This window comes from Marinobacter sp. NFXS11 (assembly GCF_040148675.1).
Classification (GTDB): Bacteria; Pseudomonadota; Gammaproteobacteria; order Pseudomonadales; family Oleiphilaceae; genus Marinobacter.
Genome location: NZ_JAGDDV010000001.1, coordinates 1,159,698 through 1,177,685, shown reverse-complemented (window position 1 = coordinate 1,177,685; position 17,988 = coordinate 1,159,698). Strand labels below are relative to the sequence as shown.

The following is a 17,988-nucleotide window of genomic DNA, read 5'->3' as shown; positions in this document are numbered from 1 at the left end:
CCGTTCCTTGACTACTGAATACTGTACTGAACGGTATTCGATGGAGGGCTAAATAATCCATCTTGGTCCCTCGTCTGGAGGTTGAAGTACCAGACGCCCGAGTTCAGTCCCTCAAAACTATAAGTGGTTATATCACTGGATACCGTCACCGTTTGTTCAAGTGAAGACTGACTCTGCCCATAGTTAATCTGGTACGACTGAATCTCGCTCAGGGAAATTGACGTACCGTCAATCCGTGTCCCGGGAGCTGTCCAGCTGAGGGTTACGACAGGGCCTGGCGCAGGCTCTGGATCAGGCTCTGGAGCAGACGGCTCACTCGTGGTCGAATCGCCGCTTCCAGCGATGCTGCCCTCCCATATTGCCGCCTCGCTAGGATTGCGAGGGCTTACGCCACTTTCGAATGCACTGAGGACCGAGACCCCCTGAGAGTTCAATACTTGTCCGGCATCATCCGTCCAGGGATCAGAGCCGTATTCCATCTCCCAAACATCAGGAATTGAGTCTCCGTCGGAATCCAGAGACACCTCAGCGTCAAGCGGCGTTACCAGGAAGATATCGGAGGGGTTAACAGTTTGGCCATTGCTCATGTCCACAACCTGAAGCACGATACTCGCCCCCCCGTAGCCTTCATTGTATTCCAGAACCACCGGATATTTTTCCCCAGCCGAAACGGCTTTTTGAGTGCGATAGGTCGTGGAATTGAGTCCTGTCCACGCATCTATGATCAAGTCACCACCAACGTAAAGTCTTGCTCCATCATCGCGACTAATACGGAATTCATAATTCCGCTGCCCTGAATCAAATGCTGGAACCAGAGTGCTGTACCAACGAACGCTAAATCGATCGTTTGGGAGGTTACCGCCAGGTGAACCACCGCCCCAGCTATTAGTTGGGCTAGTATCCAGGCGTGAGAAATCGAACGTGTCGAAATTTCTCCCTGAAAAGTATTGGCCAACCAGACCTTGGGTATAAGGTACATCCGCCGGGGCTTCTGGCTCAGCAGGCTTATCGTCAGGGTTACTCGGATCCGTTCCTTCGTTGTATTCACGAAGGTTGGAGTATCCGTCTCTGTCCGAGTCCCTCTGGGCATCCAACGGATTTGAGGGATCGAGACCGTACGCAAATTCTGCTCCATCGGGTATGGAGTCTCCGTCCGTGTCCGCGGATGTGGGATCAATCCATAGCTGATATTCGTCCGCGGTTGTTAGCAGATCATTGTCCGGGTCGGCCTTCGCATCTTCAGGATCGGCCGGATTGAGGCCTGCCTGCACTTCCCAGTTGTCATAAAGGCCATCCTGATCTTCATCCAGCGGTGGGTATGCATCGTTGAAAGGCAGGCTCTGCTCCCCGTCAAAAAAGCCGACACGGTATCCTGCTGAAAAGCCCCGCTTGGCGTCTGCCGTATCGGGATACAATTGGCTTTCCTGCCGGGGTGAGTAAAGGTACTGGGATTCAATAACGGATCTTCCAAAACCCGGCCCCTCCCAGGCCACGCTGAAATGATCACCTCCACCGCCTTCTTTGTGCCTTAGTTCAAAATAGTAACGCTTGCCTTCCGTCAGCTCCTGAACCGCGGACACCTGGGAACTGTACTTTGAGTAATCGCCTGCAGACGTCCACCCGGTAACAGAGGCGATAACTCTGGCATCCGACGCATTCTGGCCCGGACTCAGCAAAAACTGCGTTTCATCATCACCAGACACATAAAACTTATACAGCCCGCTCGTTGGGGCCTCGATGAAACCACGAACGAGGCTGCCATAGTTGTCTGCGCGATTGGGGGTAACCGACAGGCGCGTTAGTTCCAGAACTTGATCCGGATTATCGGGGTAGCGGGCAAGACTGGTGAGCTGAGCTATTGAGTTTCCAGTCACTCCGTCAAAATAACGAAGCTCAGCCCAACCTGCCTCGCTGGTCTCCGGGAGGGCTGCGGTTGGAGGTAATGAATCGACACCTCTCATGGTCCAGGACTGACATCCTGATAGGAAAAGGGCAGTCAAGGTTAACGGAACAAGCTTTCCAGTTGCCATGGCAGACTCCAAAACCTGAGGAAGGGGTGTTTAGTCTCGAATAGTCAGTATCGTCATCGGTACTGAATCACGCCACGCAATGGATGTAATGATTGGCAATTAAAAAACCACACAAAGAGGGAGCGGTTCTAAAGCCTCCCCGATCGCATTTTGTTGAGACACCACACCCATCCGTTAATAACCTCATTTTTCAGGGGGTGTTTGATAAAGAATACACTGCTCACCCAAACCAGAGGTAAGAGGCAGGCCACTGCCAAGAAGGGAGTAATGGTTCCATCAAACCATTGTTTACCTAACCCGTAGATTCCCCAGGCTGATCCCCAGCATACCGTGGTAATTACGGCATTACCTATCCAAGCCTGAAAGAACGCGATGATCTCCAGATTAAGGAAAGTGCCCAACAGAATTGTCGTGAACATAAAGTCCAGAAAACCCACAACCGCAAAACTTCCCGCTACGTATATTAAGCCGTGAGGATAGGCTGTTGCGATCCCAAGGCAATACAGCGCAAACATCACGCCTTCCTTTAAAACCATCAGCCGCTCTTTTCCTCGAGCCACAAGAAGGTCGCTCGAGAACCAGTGAACCGTACGGAACATGGCCCAGTATGCCAACATGGTCGCAAACGGCGCCGCTGCGTCCCACTGATCACCAAAAAAGAGACGGATGACAGGAAGGCTAACAACACTCGCTACGGCAAGAACCGGCCAAACAAACCCGCCAAGCAATACCGTGGCACCGATGTAAGCCTTGTTTACGTCTTTACCGGTCCGCTGTACTTCAGACAGGAACGGCAAAACTACTGGCTTTACCCCCATGAGGAGAATTTGCGACATGAATTCAATGAACCCCAGGCCCCGGGAGAACAGACCGACTTGAGCCGTTGTCCCCAGCTTACCAATGATCATGTCCGGGGCGGTGACCATTCCCCGCCGGAAGAAACCAGCAAGTGAGTTGTAGATTCCGAAGCTCGCTATCGGCTTAAGGTTTCTGAATGAAGGCTTCCAACGGATGCGGGCCGGCATCAAGGTTAAAATAATCAGAAATTCGACGACAACTGAGAACGTATAACCCCACGCCAACGCGTAATAGGTGTAGCCCATGTGAATGAGCGCAACGGTAGAAATCAGGTTTGAAAGCGACGTCCCCAAGCGAATGAAGAAGAGTTCGCGAAACCTGAATTCTCTCGTCAATATCGCTGCGGGTATGCTGATGAAGGGAGCCAGAAAAAAGCTGACCGACAGGATCGTGAAGATTATTGCAACCGGCGGCAAGTCGTAAAGCTCCGAAACCGGAATCGCGGAAAACCAGATCCCGATACCCATCCCCCAGGAGATCAGCATTGTCAGGCCAAGAGCAGCCCTTACTTTCTCCTCGGTCACCTCGGATTCCCTCACCAGATACATCCCTGCGCCCAATAAGCGAAATTCGCTTATAACCATGACGATGGCGCTGGCAATCGCAAACGTGCCAATCTGGTCTGGCGTAAGAAGGCGGGCCACAATCATCGTGGTCGCCAAGCCTATGAGCATTCCTCCGTACCGGGTCAGAAATGAAAACAGCAGTGCACGTCGAACTTTTGACATAGGTGGATCAGTTGCCTCTGCACTGGTGGTAGATAGTTAGATACTGGTTCGTCATCTGACTTATCGAATAATGTTCATTGAAACGCTCTTTGGACATCCTAGAGCATGCACGCCAAAGGCCGGGGTCCTCGAGAAGTCTTAACATCGCCGACAAAAATGCCTCTTTGTTATTGTTTTGGGTTAGAAACCCCGTCTGCCCATCAACAACGATTTCAGGATTGCCCCCAACGTGAGTCGCAACGGCGGGAATGCCAAGACTCATGGCCTCGAGCAGAGTCATTGATGTTCCTTCAGTGAAAGAGGACAACAGGAAGACATTCATCAAGCCCAGATACTGGGCGGGTCTGTTAATAAATCCAGTAAACCTGACTGATTCTGCAATATTGAGGGCGGCCACCCTCTTCTCCAACGCCGACCTTTCGGGCCCGTCGCCGACCATTAGAAGAACGGCCGCAGGATAGGTTTCCAACAACTTTGCAAAAGCATCGATCATCAGTCTCTGATTTTTAACCCTATCAAGTCGCGACACCGTACCCAGAACCGGGGCTTTTGCTGAAATGCCCAGGTCAGTGCGTATCTTTGATACCTGTTCCTCGTCCCGTTCAAGGGAATCGATACCGTTATAGATCACTTCAATTTTGGCTTTAGGGATGAACTCGTATCGGGAAAGCGCCTCTCGGGTCGCTCCTGAGATAGCGATGATCGCAGGCGTCATAAGTGCCATCAAAGGATTGATCATGAGGGCCTTATACCGGTATCTGTCCGGAAAGAACCGCCCGTGTTCAGTGAAGACCACCTTGGCGCCGGTGCCAAACGATGCCAGCCACCCGTAAACATAGGGCGTGTACTGATGGCAGTGAACGATATCGAACCGTCCCTCCCGAATTCGTTTTCTCAGCGATTTGACCAACGCCAGATCAAACCCTGGCTGCCGACTCAGGCAAAACACCGTCAAACCTTCATTTTCCAGGGCCTGACCGATCTCCCCAACAAAACTATCGATGCACGCGATCTGATGTTGGACTTTGCTGGATCTGGAGTGCCTCACCAGCTGATTGATCACTTGTTCAGTGCCACCTATGGCCATATTGAAGGTGACATGAAGCACGTTGATTGAGGGCTCTGTCATCTTATGAAATCTTTGTAGTGCTTATACCAGAGGGCGAAGACCACCATGCTCCAGAGCTCCTGGGTGAAACGGTTATCTCCTGAAAGGTGTGCTTGCCAGAGTGCCCTTACCTGCTCCATTCTGAAATAAAGGGCCAAACCACTATCGGCCCCCGTCAAAAGCGGTTCAGCAATAGAACGAATCTCCGATCTCAACCATTGGGCGAGCGGCACCGAGAAGCCCATTTTCTGTCGGTAGAGTATGTCTTCATCGAGCAACTCAGAGAAACATTCCTTGAGAATGTGCTTCTTGCTCTTGCCTTTCAGCTTCAGCGCAGAAGGAATGCCGGCGGCGTACTCCACAACCCGGTAATCAAGGAGCGGAGCACGGGTTTCCAGGGAATTCGCCATGCTCATTCGGTCAACCTTTACCAGGATGTCCCCTGGTAAATAAGTCTTGATATCTGTGTAAAGAATGCGGGAGAGATGGTCATCCGCAGGTGCCTCCTGATAGTGAAGCCGGGTACTGTCCGCAGGGTCGTACTCATGGGTTAACGCGGCAAACTCAGGGGAGACAACGCTTTCCCATACCATGGGATTGAAAAAGCAATTGCTCGTAAAGAATCCGCGATCCGGATCGAGTGCTACGGTCCCAAGGAGCGACGACGCTTTTTTACCCAACGGGCCCGGGACATGGCCTGCCAGTCGGGATAGCCCAGGAAAGAGTGAATGTCTCAGAGTCGAGGGGAACAAAGACCGGACTCGGTTTTCAATGGCATCTGTCCGATACTTGGAGTAACCCGCAAAATTCTCATCGCCGCCGTCACCTGCGAGCGCGACGGTAACCTGGGTGCGGGCGAGTTGTGAAACGAAAAACGTGGGCACAAAAGAAGGATCGGCAAATGGTTCATCAAAGAATCGGCTAATACCAACGAGGTTGTCCGCTACCGTCTCCTTGACCGTAAATACGTGATGGTCTGTCTTGAACTGCCTGGCCACACGGTCCGCGTAGTTCACCTCGTCGAACTTTTTATCATCGAATCCGATAGTGCAGGTAGTAACAGATTGAGAAGACCGACCAGCCATCAGACCGACAACAGCGCTGGAGTCGATTCCACCACTTAAGAAAGCGCCCAAGGGAACGTCACTGATCATTCTGAGGCGAACCGCGTCGTCAATGACATCGTAAAGTCCGGCCTTTATGTCACTCACCGTCCGCCCGTCTACAGGTCTGAAGGAGAGATCCCAGTATTTCCTCACTGAAAGACGGCCGTCACAAACTTCCATACAATGCCCGGGAGGTAATTTGTGGACGTTTGCATAGATCGTTTTGGGGTCGGGAATATACTGATAGGCAAAAAAGTCCTTGATCGCATCCGGCCTCAGTGCTGGGCGCACAACGGGCGTTGCGAATAGCGCTTTGATTTCAGAGGCAAAGAGGAACTGCCCATCCGTGTCGGTGTAGTAGAGAGGCTTCTTCCCGAGTCGATCGCGACCAATGAACAGTGACTTGGCCCTGGTATCCCAGATGGCGAACGCGAACATTCCGTTCAGTTCCCTGAGGCAGGATTCGCCATGCTTCGCATAGAGAGCGAGGAGCACTTCCGTATCTGTTTGAGTTTTGAACGAAACACCGTCTTGCTCCAATGCGGTGCGGAGCGAGCGAAAGTTGTAAATTTCGCCATTGAAAACGATAGTGTACCGCCCGCACGACGACACCATCGGCTGGTTACCGGCGGATGATAAATCCAGGATGCTCAGGCGCTGATGAACAAGAGCGACGTCCTGATCGATGTGGACGCCGTTTGCGTCCGGCCCTCGATGAACAATGGCCTGGCCCATCCGTTCGGCCCATAAGTGGTGGTGTTCTCGATCCGGCAACGTATCGGTGCGCAAAAATCCTGCGATGCCACACATGATTAGTCGGCCCCCCCGGTTACCGTTGAAGTGCGGGAGGACATAAGCTGCTGAAAGAGTTCAAGATACTCATCAGCCATTCGTCGCGCCGAATAGACTTCTTCTACTCGGGCCCTGGCATTCGCAGTCAGTGTGGCCTTCAGTTCAGGGTCATCAAGCAGCTTATTGCAGGCTTCAACTAATGCACCGACATCGCCGTGTGGCACCAATAATCCTGTAACTCCGTCCTCGACCAGTTGATCTACGCCAGGGATATCGTAGGCAACGACTGGAACACCAACCGCCATCGCTTCCATCAAGCATCTGGGAATCCCCTCCAACGAAGAGGTCATAACGAACATTTCAAACTTGGAAAGCAGCTCCAGGCGATCTTCGCGAAAGCCCAGAAATCTGACAGCCGGCCCTGCTTTCATGCGGGTGCACTTTTCCTCCAATTCTGGACGCTGCCGTCCCTCACCTATGAGCTGTAGCTCCAGGCCTTGGCGATGTCCGTGCAGCCACTCAAAAGCACTCAATAGATCCAGCAGTCCTTTGCGGGGAATGAGCTGTCCGATAAATCCGATTGGTCGGATACCGGCTTCCGACTTTTCCCGGAAACTGGTATTTGAAAGTGTGGCGTCTATGTCCTTGATATCGACGCCATTCCGGATAAATCGAATCTTTGGTGACGGCACTCTGAACCGGAGCATGTCCTCAACCAATTCCTCCGATAAGGGCGCGACGGCATCGAAGTACCTTAGGATGGACGTTCCAAGCCGGATAAACATTTTGAGTTTAAAGCCGACATTGCCGGAGAATCCGTGGGGTGTACTCACACAACGAATGCCCGCGATTCTGCCTGCGATTAAGCCCAAAATATCGGATTTGTAGCCATGGGTCAGAATGACATCGATTTTGCGCTCCCGGATAATGTTCACCAGCGTTTTGACGCTTCTGATATCAAATCGACCTGCCATGTCAATGTAATGGACTTGGCCAGCCGAGTCCGGGTGGAAATCTGCTACGCGCAGGTCTTGGTTCGGGCTTTCCCTCGTTACTGCCAGATCGCATCGCATTCGCTGCGGATCAATGTTGTTGGCAAATGCCAGTACCCATCTTTCGGCCCCGTAAAAACCCGAAGGTGAGATAAACTGAAGCACCTTGATCTGACTCACGTGTATACGTCCCTGCTTTTGCGTGTAAATTTGGCTCGTTTGCACGATGCTGCGTCGCCTTCTCCGGCGGCACCAGCATTTGCTTTCTTGGCCTGCAAGTAATAGACCTTGATCGCAACAGCCAGAAAAAGAATCATCCAATAAAGGATTTCGGCCCGGAATCTGTTTATGAAGGTGCCCGCGGCAAGATATCCGATGAACGCACACTCCAGCGCCAATATCTGAAAATACGCTTTGGTGTTATCCATGGACATCACATACTTCTTGGCCTTGCGGGCCAGGCGATAGAGCGACAGCAACATGCAGCAGAAAAAGCCGAAGCCCAGCCAGCCCAGTTCCGACAATCCCTGGAACCACATCGAGTGGACAGAGCGATGCTCCACTCCTCCGCGGGTTTCGTCGTCCATGTATTGTGGGGCGAGTCTGTTATATCCGTTGATCCCCATGCCCATTGGATGATCTTCAAGCATGTCAAACGTTGTCCACCAGAACACCATACGACTTGAGCCACTGGTTTCCTTGTCTTCGATTTCTTTCAGCGTTCCCATACGTTCCCAGAACAAGTCATCGGTGACGTAGATTGCGCCTGAGAGCCCGACAACAACCATGAACACAGCCGTGAATCGCTGTCCTTTGCGCTGCTGGCTGGAAAAAATCATGAACAGGATGAAAATGCCCAAACTGACAACTCCCGCAAGAAATGCACCACGACTGTTGATCAGAACGAGACCGTTGGCAATCAGCGCACCACATACAACTGAAAGAGCCCGGATTTTTTTGTCGCCCATCCAAGCGAAATAAAGTAGCAGGACTGCCGAAGGGACCAGAGCAGCCGCCGTATCATTGGCGTCCAGAGCATCAACCATTCCAATACCCTCAACCCTTCCTTGCGCATTTCGACCCGTTACGTGGGCCAGGTAACCGATATAGGCACACCCCATGATGTATACCCACAAACATGCCTTGAGCGCCTTCTCCGAATAAATGAGCTTGTACGCAACCAATACAATGATGATCAGCTTGAGAAATTCGAACGTGAAGCGTTTATGGTTGGGAAGATCAAGCGCAAAAGTGTACGCAACGTAGTACATGGCCAGAACCGCGAGCATCCACTTGAACGGCGCCATCTCTCCCCATGGGCTCAATTCGGAATAATGACGATATTTTATTGCAAGAGCGTATAGCATCAGTACAGAGGCGATGAGCGAATAGCGCAATCCGGGAATACTGCTAGCCCACCACCGATTGTCAGGGTTAAAAAAATAGACGATCTGATAGACCACAAATGCTGCGGTACCGCTATAAGCGAGGGCCGCGACAATGCCACCGAAAAATACCAGAAGGAATAGAAGCGCAAACTTCGACATCTAACGACCATCCCTCCCTGGCCTTGCACTATCCCACGTCACTTGGGTTTCGCCCTGAATTGCTCTGATAATCCCCCGAACCGCATACCAGTTCACGGCAATAAAGTAGTATGGAAATGAAATCCAGATTGGCAGTACGTTCTTATTGGAGGAAAGATGACCAATGGCCGCTAGTCCAAGCGTTAGCAAACCGCCAAGAGCAATGATTTTGAAGACAACCAGGCCATAGAAAGACAGCACCAGACTCCCAAAACCACCGAAAGCGAGGAAAAGGGGTATCAACCAACGCAACAGTTTGTGAGAAATCACCATGAAGGAAAAAAGCCCGGTTCTAAGGGGATTCATGACGCCCCTAACCCGGAAAAGCCCTCGAATACTCCGATTTACAATGCGTTCTTTACGGGCAATTTCCTTGTCAAACTCTCCGGCAGTTTCCTCAAAACACTGAGCTTGCGGCTCGAAAACCCCCCGGTAGCCCTTGAGTACAATCTGAAGGGGGTTCACAAAATCGTTTATGTCTTTTCGATCCAGAGGCTGCCACAACGAACTTCGTATGGCGTAAATGGCGCCATCACCTCCGACAACCGACGAAAGGCGCGATTCCATGGTTTTGATCGCCAGTTCATATCGCCAGTAGACGCCTTCATTCTGAGCACTCGCTCCGGCATCCCCATCCGTATAGAGCGCCGCACCAACCACATAGCCGACATCGGGCTTCTGAAAGTGGCGAACCAGCAGACGAGCAGCATCTGGCGCATACATCGCATTGGCATCGCTGAACACCGTAATGTCGGAAACCACACTCTCCATGGCCAGGTTCAAACCCATTGTTTTACCTAAGCGCCCCTCCTGCCTTATCAGCTGTACACTTTTGCCGGCGAATCGTTTAACGATCTCGTCCGTGCCGTCGGTTGAGCCATCGGAAACCACCAATACGCTTAGTCGATCTTTCGGGTAATCAAGCTCTAATGCATTGCGCAGTTTTTCTTCAATGACATCCGCCTCATTGAAACAGGAAATAATGAGCGTCACCGAAGGCAGTTCACTATCCGTCTGCAGCGCTATTGTTTCCGACCTCTTCAATGACGACAGAACCCCAAGCAGGAGCGGATACCCGATATAGACATAGGCCGGGACCAAGAAGCATACAATGGTTGCAATCAGAATCGCGCTCATAGGCTGATATATCGTCTTATCTTTGGACCAAGCCAATTGGCCAAATCAAGGGGCAAGCATTGCCAGCCGGCCACTATCCATTGCCTGATCCTGGATTTTAGATTGGTGGACACGACAATTGGGTTGTCAAAATTGGGGTCATCGTCTAGGTGGTACCACCTGAGAGCTGCTGGCTGGCCTCCCCACTGCTTTTTAAAGCGAAAAGTGCCCTCGCCGAAGGAGGAACGCCCAAAATCAAAGGTTGTCGCGCCACTATCGCTGACCCACTCAAGCAAGCGCCAGTATAGGAGCATGTTCGGCGCAAGGTGATTATATTCCGCCAGCGTGGATGCCCAGGGAATGCAAGCTTCCTCGTTGCCAAGGAGAACGATACCCGCCCCAACAGGTAAGCCATCCAGGTCGACAACAGCGACTACCATCCTGGGGCCATAAGCCGCCCTCAATGCCTGGAAAAAAGACAAACTGTGAACCGGTGAGCCCAAACGCCTCATATTGTCGCAAAAGACATTATAGAATCGCCTGAGAAGCTCTTCTTCCATTCCAACACTGCAAACAAGTCCGTTCTTTTCAGCCTTGCGAATCTGGCTTCGAAGTTTCGGTTTGAAACTTGCGAACAAAGCCTGACTGCTTCCCGGCAGAGAAAGAATCATTCGAACCTTCTCGCCAGTGGTCCAGGTATCGGGTTCTCCAGCCGGGCTTCTGACGCGAATCTCAACGGAGTTAATGCCTTCTCTGGCTTTCAACTCTTTTGCTGCTGCGAGCAGGTGTTCTCGAATCGTGTCATCGTCTGCGACAGGGCCGCCGTAATCGCAAAAGGGGAGTGAAATCAATTGAGGACGAAGGAAGGGTGGCTTGATCCTCACAAGAGGCAATACCCCACAAACCTCGTTGTTTCGATAAGCGACGATCACCCTGCCCTGATGTCGATAGGCCTTTTCGATTGCCTCCAACCACGACATGGAATGATATGGACCCGCTTCCTCAGTTTTTCTCAGATAGCGGTCAAGCACTTCCCTCGGACACTGGCCCAGCGTGAAGGCGCGAACTTCGACCGACATTATTATTGAACTCCACGAGACAAAAGGTTGCGAGCCGACCGTAGCGCGTTCTCGACATAGAGGCTAACCCGCGGACGTTGCAACACCATTTTTACGATACGTCCATGTTCTCGTCCGAGACTCTTTTTGTAGCGATCTTCGCCACCCATAAAGTCATAGAAATCCTGGCCTTTATCGAGATACTCCTGGATCATCATGGAGTGCCCCACCAGCCCCGGCTTGAGGCGGTTATCATCGGTTTCGATGGTTACTCCCAGATAGAAGTAAACTCGCTTTCCCTGGATGAAGTTATAGAAACCCGCTAGTAGCTCGTCTCCGGCCTTCACAACGGCGATATCCACCTCGCCTTTTTCCCACCCGGCTCGAATCAAACCATGGTGAAAACGAACAAACTCACGGTTGGCATACCCACTTTGTCCCGGCAGTCTCCCCCATTTGTTAATATGCTGCTCACCGAATCCATCGAACCAATCTATTGCTTCTGAGACACTCACTGGACGGTGAACCGCCAGATCTCCGAACTCTGAATACAAACGAATGGACCTCTTTATCTGATAGCGAGCATTGGAAGACAGCGCCCGCAAGAAGCTGGATGCTGAACTTCGGACTCCGTCCAGGTCGACACCCACACAGGGCGTTTGCCACCGAATCAAAGCATGCATACCACTATCCCTTGATAATTCGGAGGCTCTAGCAACATCCATTCCACTCACAATGAGCTCGTCCCATTGGACTTCATTCCTTTTGAGGGCATCCAGAAAGGCTTTGCTCACCGCCTGTTCCTCGCCCCGTTTTATCAAAAAATCGTTGTACTCTATCCAGATTTGATCTTCATATGGCTGCCCGGTTTGATGAAGCCTCATGCAATTAGAAACCACAAATCCATGCCGACGCTCTTCCGTGATCGACAGCAATCCAAGGCCAATCAAGTGATCAGATCTCACTGCTTCGAGGATGAGAAGTTCTGGTTTGTAAGTTGTTAGCCAGTTCCCTATCCAGCGCCATGATAGAAAAAAGCAGGCGTCTGAATGCGCATACAGCCTCTGCCACCTTTCTTCCAGCGCCTCGATATTCGACTGGGAGAAAGTGACTGTCTTTATTTCAACGGAAATCTTCTCGGCTAGCATTCAGCCTGCTCCACCAGCAATCGCAATTGCGTCGGCGAAAGCGCTTTGCCACCCATTTCGTTGAAGAAAAAATCAAAGAAGCGCCGGAAGCGCTGCAAAAACTCCCGCAATTGGGCCTCGTTTCGAACATAGGTAGTATTGCCCGGGACCACACTGGGACTGTGAAAGCTCCAGGTGAAAACTCTGGTACCGCGTTCGAACAAGGATTTGGTAAGCCTTAAATGTTCGTCTGACGAGTAGCCCTCGGGCGAAAGCATTAAACGATCAACCGCCCCCAAACGAGCCAGCACCCCGGGCAACCGGAACTGTCGCAACGACCACGCGGCATGATGCAGAGGTCTGCCAAACAAGGCAGCCCACCCCAAAAATGCACCGGTACAGGGAATTTCCAGTAGCCGCCGGTCTGCGTCACCGAACCAGAAAGGATTTGGGCCAAAGCGCGAATAGTCGGGGCCACCATCCTCACTGCCGTCCATAGGAGGACAAACCGAAAGGTCTATAGTGAACCCCAGTTCAGCAAGGATCTCTTGGGTATTCACCCCAAAGCCGTAACGGCCAGCTTTATAGATAGTAGGCTGAAATCCGAAGGATTCGGCGATCCGATCCCTGAGATTCCTAAGCTTTTCTTTCTCCAGCTCTCTGGGCAGATTTCCCGGAAACATATTGGATCGGGTCAGCGTTTCCTTGAATGGCGGGTTCACCCACGGATGCAACTGAGCCCCGATATCACACTCACCGCGGTCGTAGTACTGTTTGAGAAGGCCGAACCCTTCCTTTTGACTTGCAACTGGATAATCTATTACATAACACGGCGTTATTCCGTATTCTCTAAAAATCGCCTGGGCCCTGCCAATGTACTCCATGGCGGACACGGAATTCTCTCGAGAATCCGGTGCCGCACTCCAGTCAAACTCTTCTTCAGCGTCGACGACCACGACCAGATAGGGTGGAGAATCCGCCGGCAATTTGATTTCCTTGCAGTCTTTGAACATCGAATCCTTTCCTGACAACAGGTGCCTGATTAACGGCCCTGGCCAATAAGCGAAAATCCATGAGATAAGACCAGCCTGAGCTCATACTCCTCTTCGTCCGGACGCTGTTGCTTACTTGCCAAATAGGCTTGATTGAATTCCACTGCAAATGACGTGAACTCAGCGAGCTGGCGAACCCAACGCGAGTTGAATCGGTGCACCTGGTCCTGTACTTCCGAGGCGTTTTCCTCAGTTTCTGCTTGCCACAGATAACGAAACTCAAGGCGTTGTAGATTCGTAATTTGAATCCCCAGGTCCCATCCGGCGCCGAGCTCATGGGTCGTTTCGCCGCTTTCCTGGGACTCGCGAATTTCTACGGATACCCGAATCGAAAAATCACAAACATCGCACAGGGTTCGACGGGTGTGGCGTAAATCGAATCGATCAGACAACACCACTTCATTCAGCCGAACGTTCTCTGAAAAGTCATCTGGTGTTTCCGGATTCAACACGAGATCGATGGCACTATCCGACAGCGTGCGATTGTAGGAAAAAGATGTCGTCCAATCTGTCGTCACCCAATCTTTTGTCAGGAAAGCGGTTACGCCGTCGCTTTTTGTGACAAGTCCTGAAGGAAACTCGGTCTCAGCTTCACTGACACCACCGCCGATGGAAAAAGCTCCAAAGTCGTCAACGGAGCGATACCCCACTTGATAGGCATCAATCGTCACTTCTGTGGCACCTTCGTCGGACCAACTCCGGCTGCCATTCACAAGCCCGAAGGACCTTTGGGATAGCCTTCTCTCAAGATTGACCCTGGCCGTGTAGGAGTCCGTATCACCTTCTTCTGAATCGCCATAAGCCCGAGCTGCGTCTGCCGAGACTCTGACCGTGGTCAAAGCGCCCGGGTTCAATCTCAAACCCGCCCCCGCGTTTACAATATTCTGGGTATCGTAGTTTTTCGGGTCGATCACAAAGCCCGTGTTGTTTCGTACTGTTCGAACGGTGTGACCTAAATTGAACTCGAAAGGGTTTGATGGGTCGGCATGTGCGAATCGTGACAAACCGGTTATTGTACTGTTGTCACCGCCGCTACCGACGTCTGAATTTCGCGACGTCTCAACCTGAGCCGCGTAATCCAGCAAAACGCTGTTCCCCCCACTAAGCCACTCCCCAGCAACGCTGCCTTCCAATCCAAGCCGACCTTCCGTCTCTGCGTCCGTGCCCGCAGCCGTATCAACGCGATTCTGAGTCAACGCGGTGAAGACAGACGCCTCTCCCTCAAAACGGGCCAGATTCTCATCAAAGGCCTGAGCACAGGCCTGACCGAGAGGCATCATCAGAGCAAGAAATGCCAAGACCCTAGTGAAGCGTTCCATGATTCCACCACTGACCGTAGATAGTTTCATTCCTGAAAGACCAAGCCGGAAAATTTGCTGGCATCGAAAGATTCCACCGACTCCAGAATTTCATCTTCTGTTAAACGACCGAACGGTACCCCGAGTATCACCTGATTGGAGAACCTTTCAAGAATCCTGGCTTCCGTACTCTCCCGGAATGGTGGCGAGTTAATAATGATGCAGCGATCCGGATAACGCCCTTCGAGTTCTTCGATGAGATCTCGCATCCTTCTTGAGGAAAAGAGCTCCACAGCTGAAGCCGGGTGGTTCCCTGCTGGAATAACACTGAGTCTGTCTACGCCACTTGGATAGATAATCTTCTTGATTGGCAACTTCGGGTCGAGAATATAGTCCGTCACCCCTTCACCCATCGGCACGGAAACCAACTCCGACAAGCCACTGTTGTGAGGGTCACAATCAACCAACAGCGCGGAAGTACCAGAATCTGAAGCAAACGCTGCAGCCATGTTAAAGGCTGTTCTTACAGGGCACTCTGACTTGCCAAGGCAAGAATAAAGAACTGAAAAGCTAGACTTGTTGCGGGCGTTGTTGCGCAATTGAATACGTATCTCGCGATAAGCATCCAGAACGGCTTTATCTGCCATCCCGGGAAATACGATCTTGCGAGCCCGCAGCTCTGCCTTCGTCCAGGGCCGGGGATTGGATATCAGCCCCAATGATACAGATGAGTCGTAGACAGATGGCGGATATCCATCGGTTTCCGTCTCGACATGTGTCCAGTTAGGCGGTTGTAGGCGCTCGCCCGCAAATGGGCGTTCCTTCCTGAATTGATCATCCGGATTAGCTTCGCCGTCGCTGTAATTGCCCTCTTTGCGCTTTTGCTGGCTTTTGAGAAGTGCGTTGTAGAGTTTATTATCGTCCATTCCCTACTCCCGCACCAAATATCTCTGCCAATTTAGACATTAACCGCTCCGGGCTGATACCCATCACACTGAAAATCAGAACGGCGAGATATGCTGCAATAAAAACACCCAGGACACTTAGCAGTAGTAGGACGTCCTTTCGCAAAAGCCTATCTTTCCAGGTACTCCGATAGTGGGGAATCGTGCCGATAACCGGAATCGACTCGGGGAGCGCCAGATGAAGTTCCCGAGGGGAACGAATTCGTTGATCAAACATGACGAGTGCTGTTATGAGCCCAAGCACCAAAGCACTACCCAGGAATGGTCCGGCTAGCCCAATCTGATAGAGCTGAAGCCCGTCCCATTGGGTTGGAAATGTTGCAGGTTCCTGAATTTTATAACTCACGCCTTCACCCTGGACATCCAGAGTCATCGAGAGCCGAGCGCGCTCCCGCCGTTGAAGCATGTCTTCATATACACCACGCGTTACGTCGTAATCACGAGTCAGTTCAGATAGCTGCGCCTGATTCTCCGCAACACGCTCAGCCCGGGCGAAGGCTTCCTCAAGCAGGCGCTCCAGAGAGGCCAGACGATTTCTTTGAACCTCAAGGCTGGTCCGGCCTTCAGACAATCGCATCTTGAGGTTCTCATAGACGGGATTCTCGAGCACTTCGGTTACACTGCCTTCGCGTGAATCATCACTCTGGGTTGAAACCTGTTGTTCAAGGTCTTCAATCTGCCCTTTGACACTCACCACATCCGGATGGCGCTCATGGTAGCGCAGGAGCAACTCATCCAACTCCTGTCTTAATGCCACCAGCCGTCTTTCGGCAGCGGATCGTCCCGGATCAACTGTAACCCGGCGAACTGGTTCCTCTTGAGATAGCTGCTGCTGGGTAAGTCGAACTTCTGATTCGGTCTGCTGAATCTGAAGTTTGAGATTTTCTATTTCAGCTCGGAGGTTTTCAATGCGGCCACGCACGTTACCTTCAGTACCATCCTGATTATTCGATTTAAAGACTTTTAGTTTCTGTTCAGCCTCTTCGAGTTGGCGCTGGTAGGATTTGACCTGCGAATCAATAAATTCGAAGGCCGCCTGACTCTCGCCCTGCTTTTTGTTAATCGTGCGCTCAATAAACCTGTCGAGTACGGAACTCAGAACGGTAAAAGACTGATTTGGGTCCTTGCTCGAATAGGAAAGCTCAAGAAAATTTCGATTGGACACCCTAAGAGAGATCTGCTTGCGCAGACTCGATATAGCGACATTCTTTTCCTGGTCGGCCTCTACCCCAGTAATAAGCTTGCTATCGAGCGCTATTTGTTCGAGGAATGAGCGACTCTCAACTAACTCGCGCGCTTCGTTAATACGATCAATCTGAGTGACTTCGGCCTGCCCGCGAAGAAGTGGCTCGAGGATGTTCGATTGATCGGCGTAAAGCAAAGCCTCTGACGTGTAGGTCTTTGGAGTTACATATCCCCAACCCAATACACCGGCAGTTGCCAGCATAAAAACGATAGCTGCCGACACCCGATATCGGTACAACTCTCGCTTTATTGCTCGAAGGGTGTCGAGGATAAACTGCAGATCCATTTATAGCTCACCTCTGAAGATCTGTTTTCTGGGAACACTGATCACGTCTCCTGGCTGGAGGACATGATTGAAGTCCATATTCCCTTCGGAAATTAGTTCACCGAGATCAAGGCCAAAGGTCTTATACTCGCCATCTACTTGTCGGTTCAGCGTCGCCCGACCGTCAGCGGCGAAGTCTGTCAATCCGCCTGCCAAAAGAACCAAATCCAAGACCGTCATGCCCGGCTGAAACGCAACCGACTGGGGCGCTTCCACCTGGCCGGTAATCCTGACCCTGTTGCGATACTCCTTGCTGGCGGGATTAACCACCATGACGGTCACTTCAGGGCTGCGCACTAGTTCGCTCAACGCCACTCGGATCTCTGAGGCCAGCTCCTCGGGACGTTTGCCCTCTGCAATGACATCGCCAGTCAACGGCATCGAAATATTCCCATCAGGGCGGACGACGATGGTTTGTGAGAGTTCGGGGTTACGCCATACATGAACCGAAACTGTATCTCCTACACCTATTTCATAGGGCTCAGATTGGGCATCGGTGGCGGTAGGCATTGACTTCGTGGACGGAAGCCCTGAGCAGGCCGCTAAAAACGAAACCAAAGCGACAACGAGGACTCCCTTAAACAACTGCGCGTTTCCCATGA

The 17,988-nt window shown here is 51.7% G+C and carries 14 protein-coding genes; all 14 read right to left on the bottom strand.

Annotated features, from left to right (window positions below; translation table 11 throughout):
- Window positions 1-11: 11 nt before the first annotated feature.
- The 14 genes from J3362_RS05540 to J3362_RS05475 all read right to left on the bottom strand — a co-directional run bounded on the left by J3362_RS05540 (window position 12) and on the right by J3362_RS05475 (window position 17,986).
- Complete coding sequence (locus J3362_RS05540) at window positions 12-2,030, bottom strand: PA14 domain-containing protein (protein ID WP_349518494.1); 2,019 nt, start codon at window positions 2,028-2,030, stop codon at window positions 12-14.
- Window positions 2,031-2,158: 128 nt separating this feature from the next.
- Entirely contained in the window at window positions 2,159-3,550 is a 1,392-nt protein-coding gene (locus J3362_RS05535; protein WP_349518493.1) for an oligosaccharide flippase family protein, read from the bottom strand.
- Between the two features lie 73 nt (window positions 3,551-3,623).
- Window positions 3,624-4,745: a glycosyltransferase gene (locus tag J3362_RS05530; protein ID WP_349518491.1), complete on the bottom strand. Its 1,122-nt coding sequence runs from the start codon at window positions 4,743-4,745 to the stop codon at window positions 3,624-3,626.
- Window positions 4,742-6,640 (bottom strand): asparagine synthase (glutamine-hydrolyzing), encoded by a 1,899-nt coding sequence (asnB, locus tag J3362_RS05525; RefSeq protein WP_349518490.1) that lies wholly within the window; start codon window positions 6,638-6,640, stop codon window positions 4,742-4,744. The genes J3362_RS05530 and asnB overlap by 4 nt, the downstream gene beginning before the upstream one ends.
- Window positions 6,641-6,642: 2 nt before the next feature.
- A complete protein-coding gene (locus J3362_RS05520) occupies window positions 6,643-7,794 on the bottom strand; it encodes a glycosyltransferase family 4 protein (RefSeq protein WP_349518489.1) in 1,152 nt (383 codons plus the stop codon).
- Window positions 7,791-9,161, bottom strand: coding sequence for an O-antigen ligase family protein (locus tag J3362_RS05515; protein ID WP_349518488.1), 1,371 nt, complete (start codon window positions 9,159-9,161; stop codon window positions 7,791-7,793). Before J3362_RS05515 ends, J3362_RS05520 begins: the two co-directional genes overlap by 4 nt.
- On the bottom strand, window positions 9,162-10,337 hold the full coding sequence (locus J3362_RS05510; protein WP_349518486.1) for a glycosyltransferase family 2 protein: 1,176 nt from the start codon (window positions 10,335-10,337) through the stop codon (window positions 9,162-9,164).
- Entirely contained in the window at window positions 10,334-11,395 is a 1,062-nt protein-coding gene (locus J3362_RS05505; protein ID WP_349518484.1) for a FemAB family XrtA/PEP-CTERM system-associated protein, read from the bottom strand. The genes J3362_RS05510 and J3362_RS05505 overlap by 4 nt, the downstream gene beginning before the upstream one ends.
- Before the next feature lie 2 nt (window positions 11,396-11,397).
- Window positions 11,398-12,522, bottom strand: coding sequence for a GNAT family N-acetyltransferase (locus J3362_RS05500; protein ID WP_349518483.1), 1,125 nt, complete (start codon window positions 12,520-12,522; stop codon window positions 11,398-11,400).
- Window positions 12,516-13,514: a polysaccharide deacetylase family protein gene (locus J3362_RS05495; protein ID WP_349518481.1), complete on the bottom strand. Its 999-nt coding sequence runs from the start codon at window positions 13,512-13,514 to the stop codon at window positions 12,516-12,518. Before J3362_RS05495 ends, J3362_RS05500 begins: the two co-directional genes overlap by 7 nt.
- Before the next feature lie 29 nt (window positions 13,515-13,543).
- Window positions 13,544-14,872, bottom strand: coding sequence for a hypothetical protein (locus tag J3362_RS05490; protein WP_349518480.1), 1,329 nt, complete (start codon window positions 14,870-14,872; stop codon window positions 13,544-13,546).
- A 26-nt stretch (window positions 14,873-14,898) separates the two neighbouring features.
- Window positions 14,899-15,777 carry a P-loop NTPase family protein gene (locus tag J3362_RS05485; RefSeq protein WP_349518478.1) on the bottom strand — a complete coding sequence of 293 codons (879 nt, stop codon included), beginning with the start codon at window positions 15,775-15,777 and terminating at the stop codon, window positions 14,899-14,901.
- Window positions 15,767-17,347, bottom strand: coding sequence for an XrtA system polysaccharide chain length determinant (locus J3362_RS05480; protein WP_349518477.1), 1,581 nt, complete (start codon window positions 17,345-17,347; stop codon window positions 15,767-15,769). Before J3362_RS05480 ends, J3362_RS05485 begins: the two co-directional genes overlap by 11 nt.
- Window positions 17,348-17,986, bottom strand: a complete 639-nt coding sequence (locus J3362_RS05475; RefSeq protein ID WP_349518475.1) for an XrtA/PEP-CTERM system exopolysaccharide export protein — start codon at window positions 17,984-17,986, stop codon at window positions 17,348-17,350.
- Window positions 17,987-17,988 lie beyond the last annotated feature (2 nt).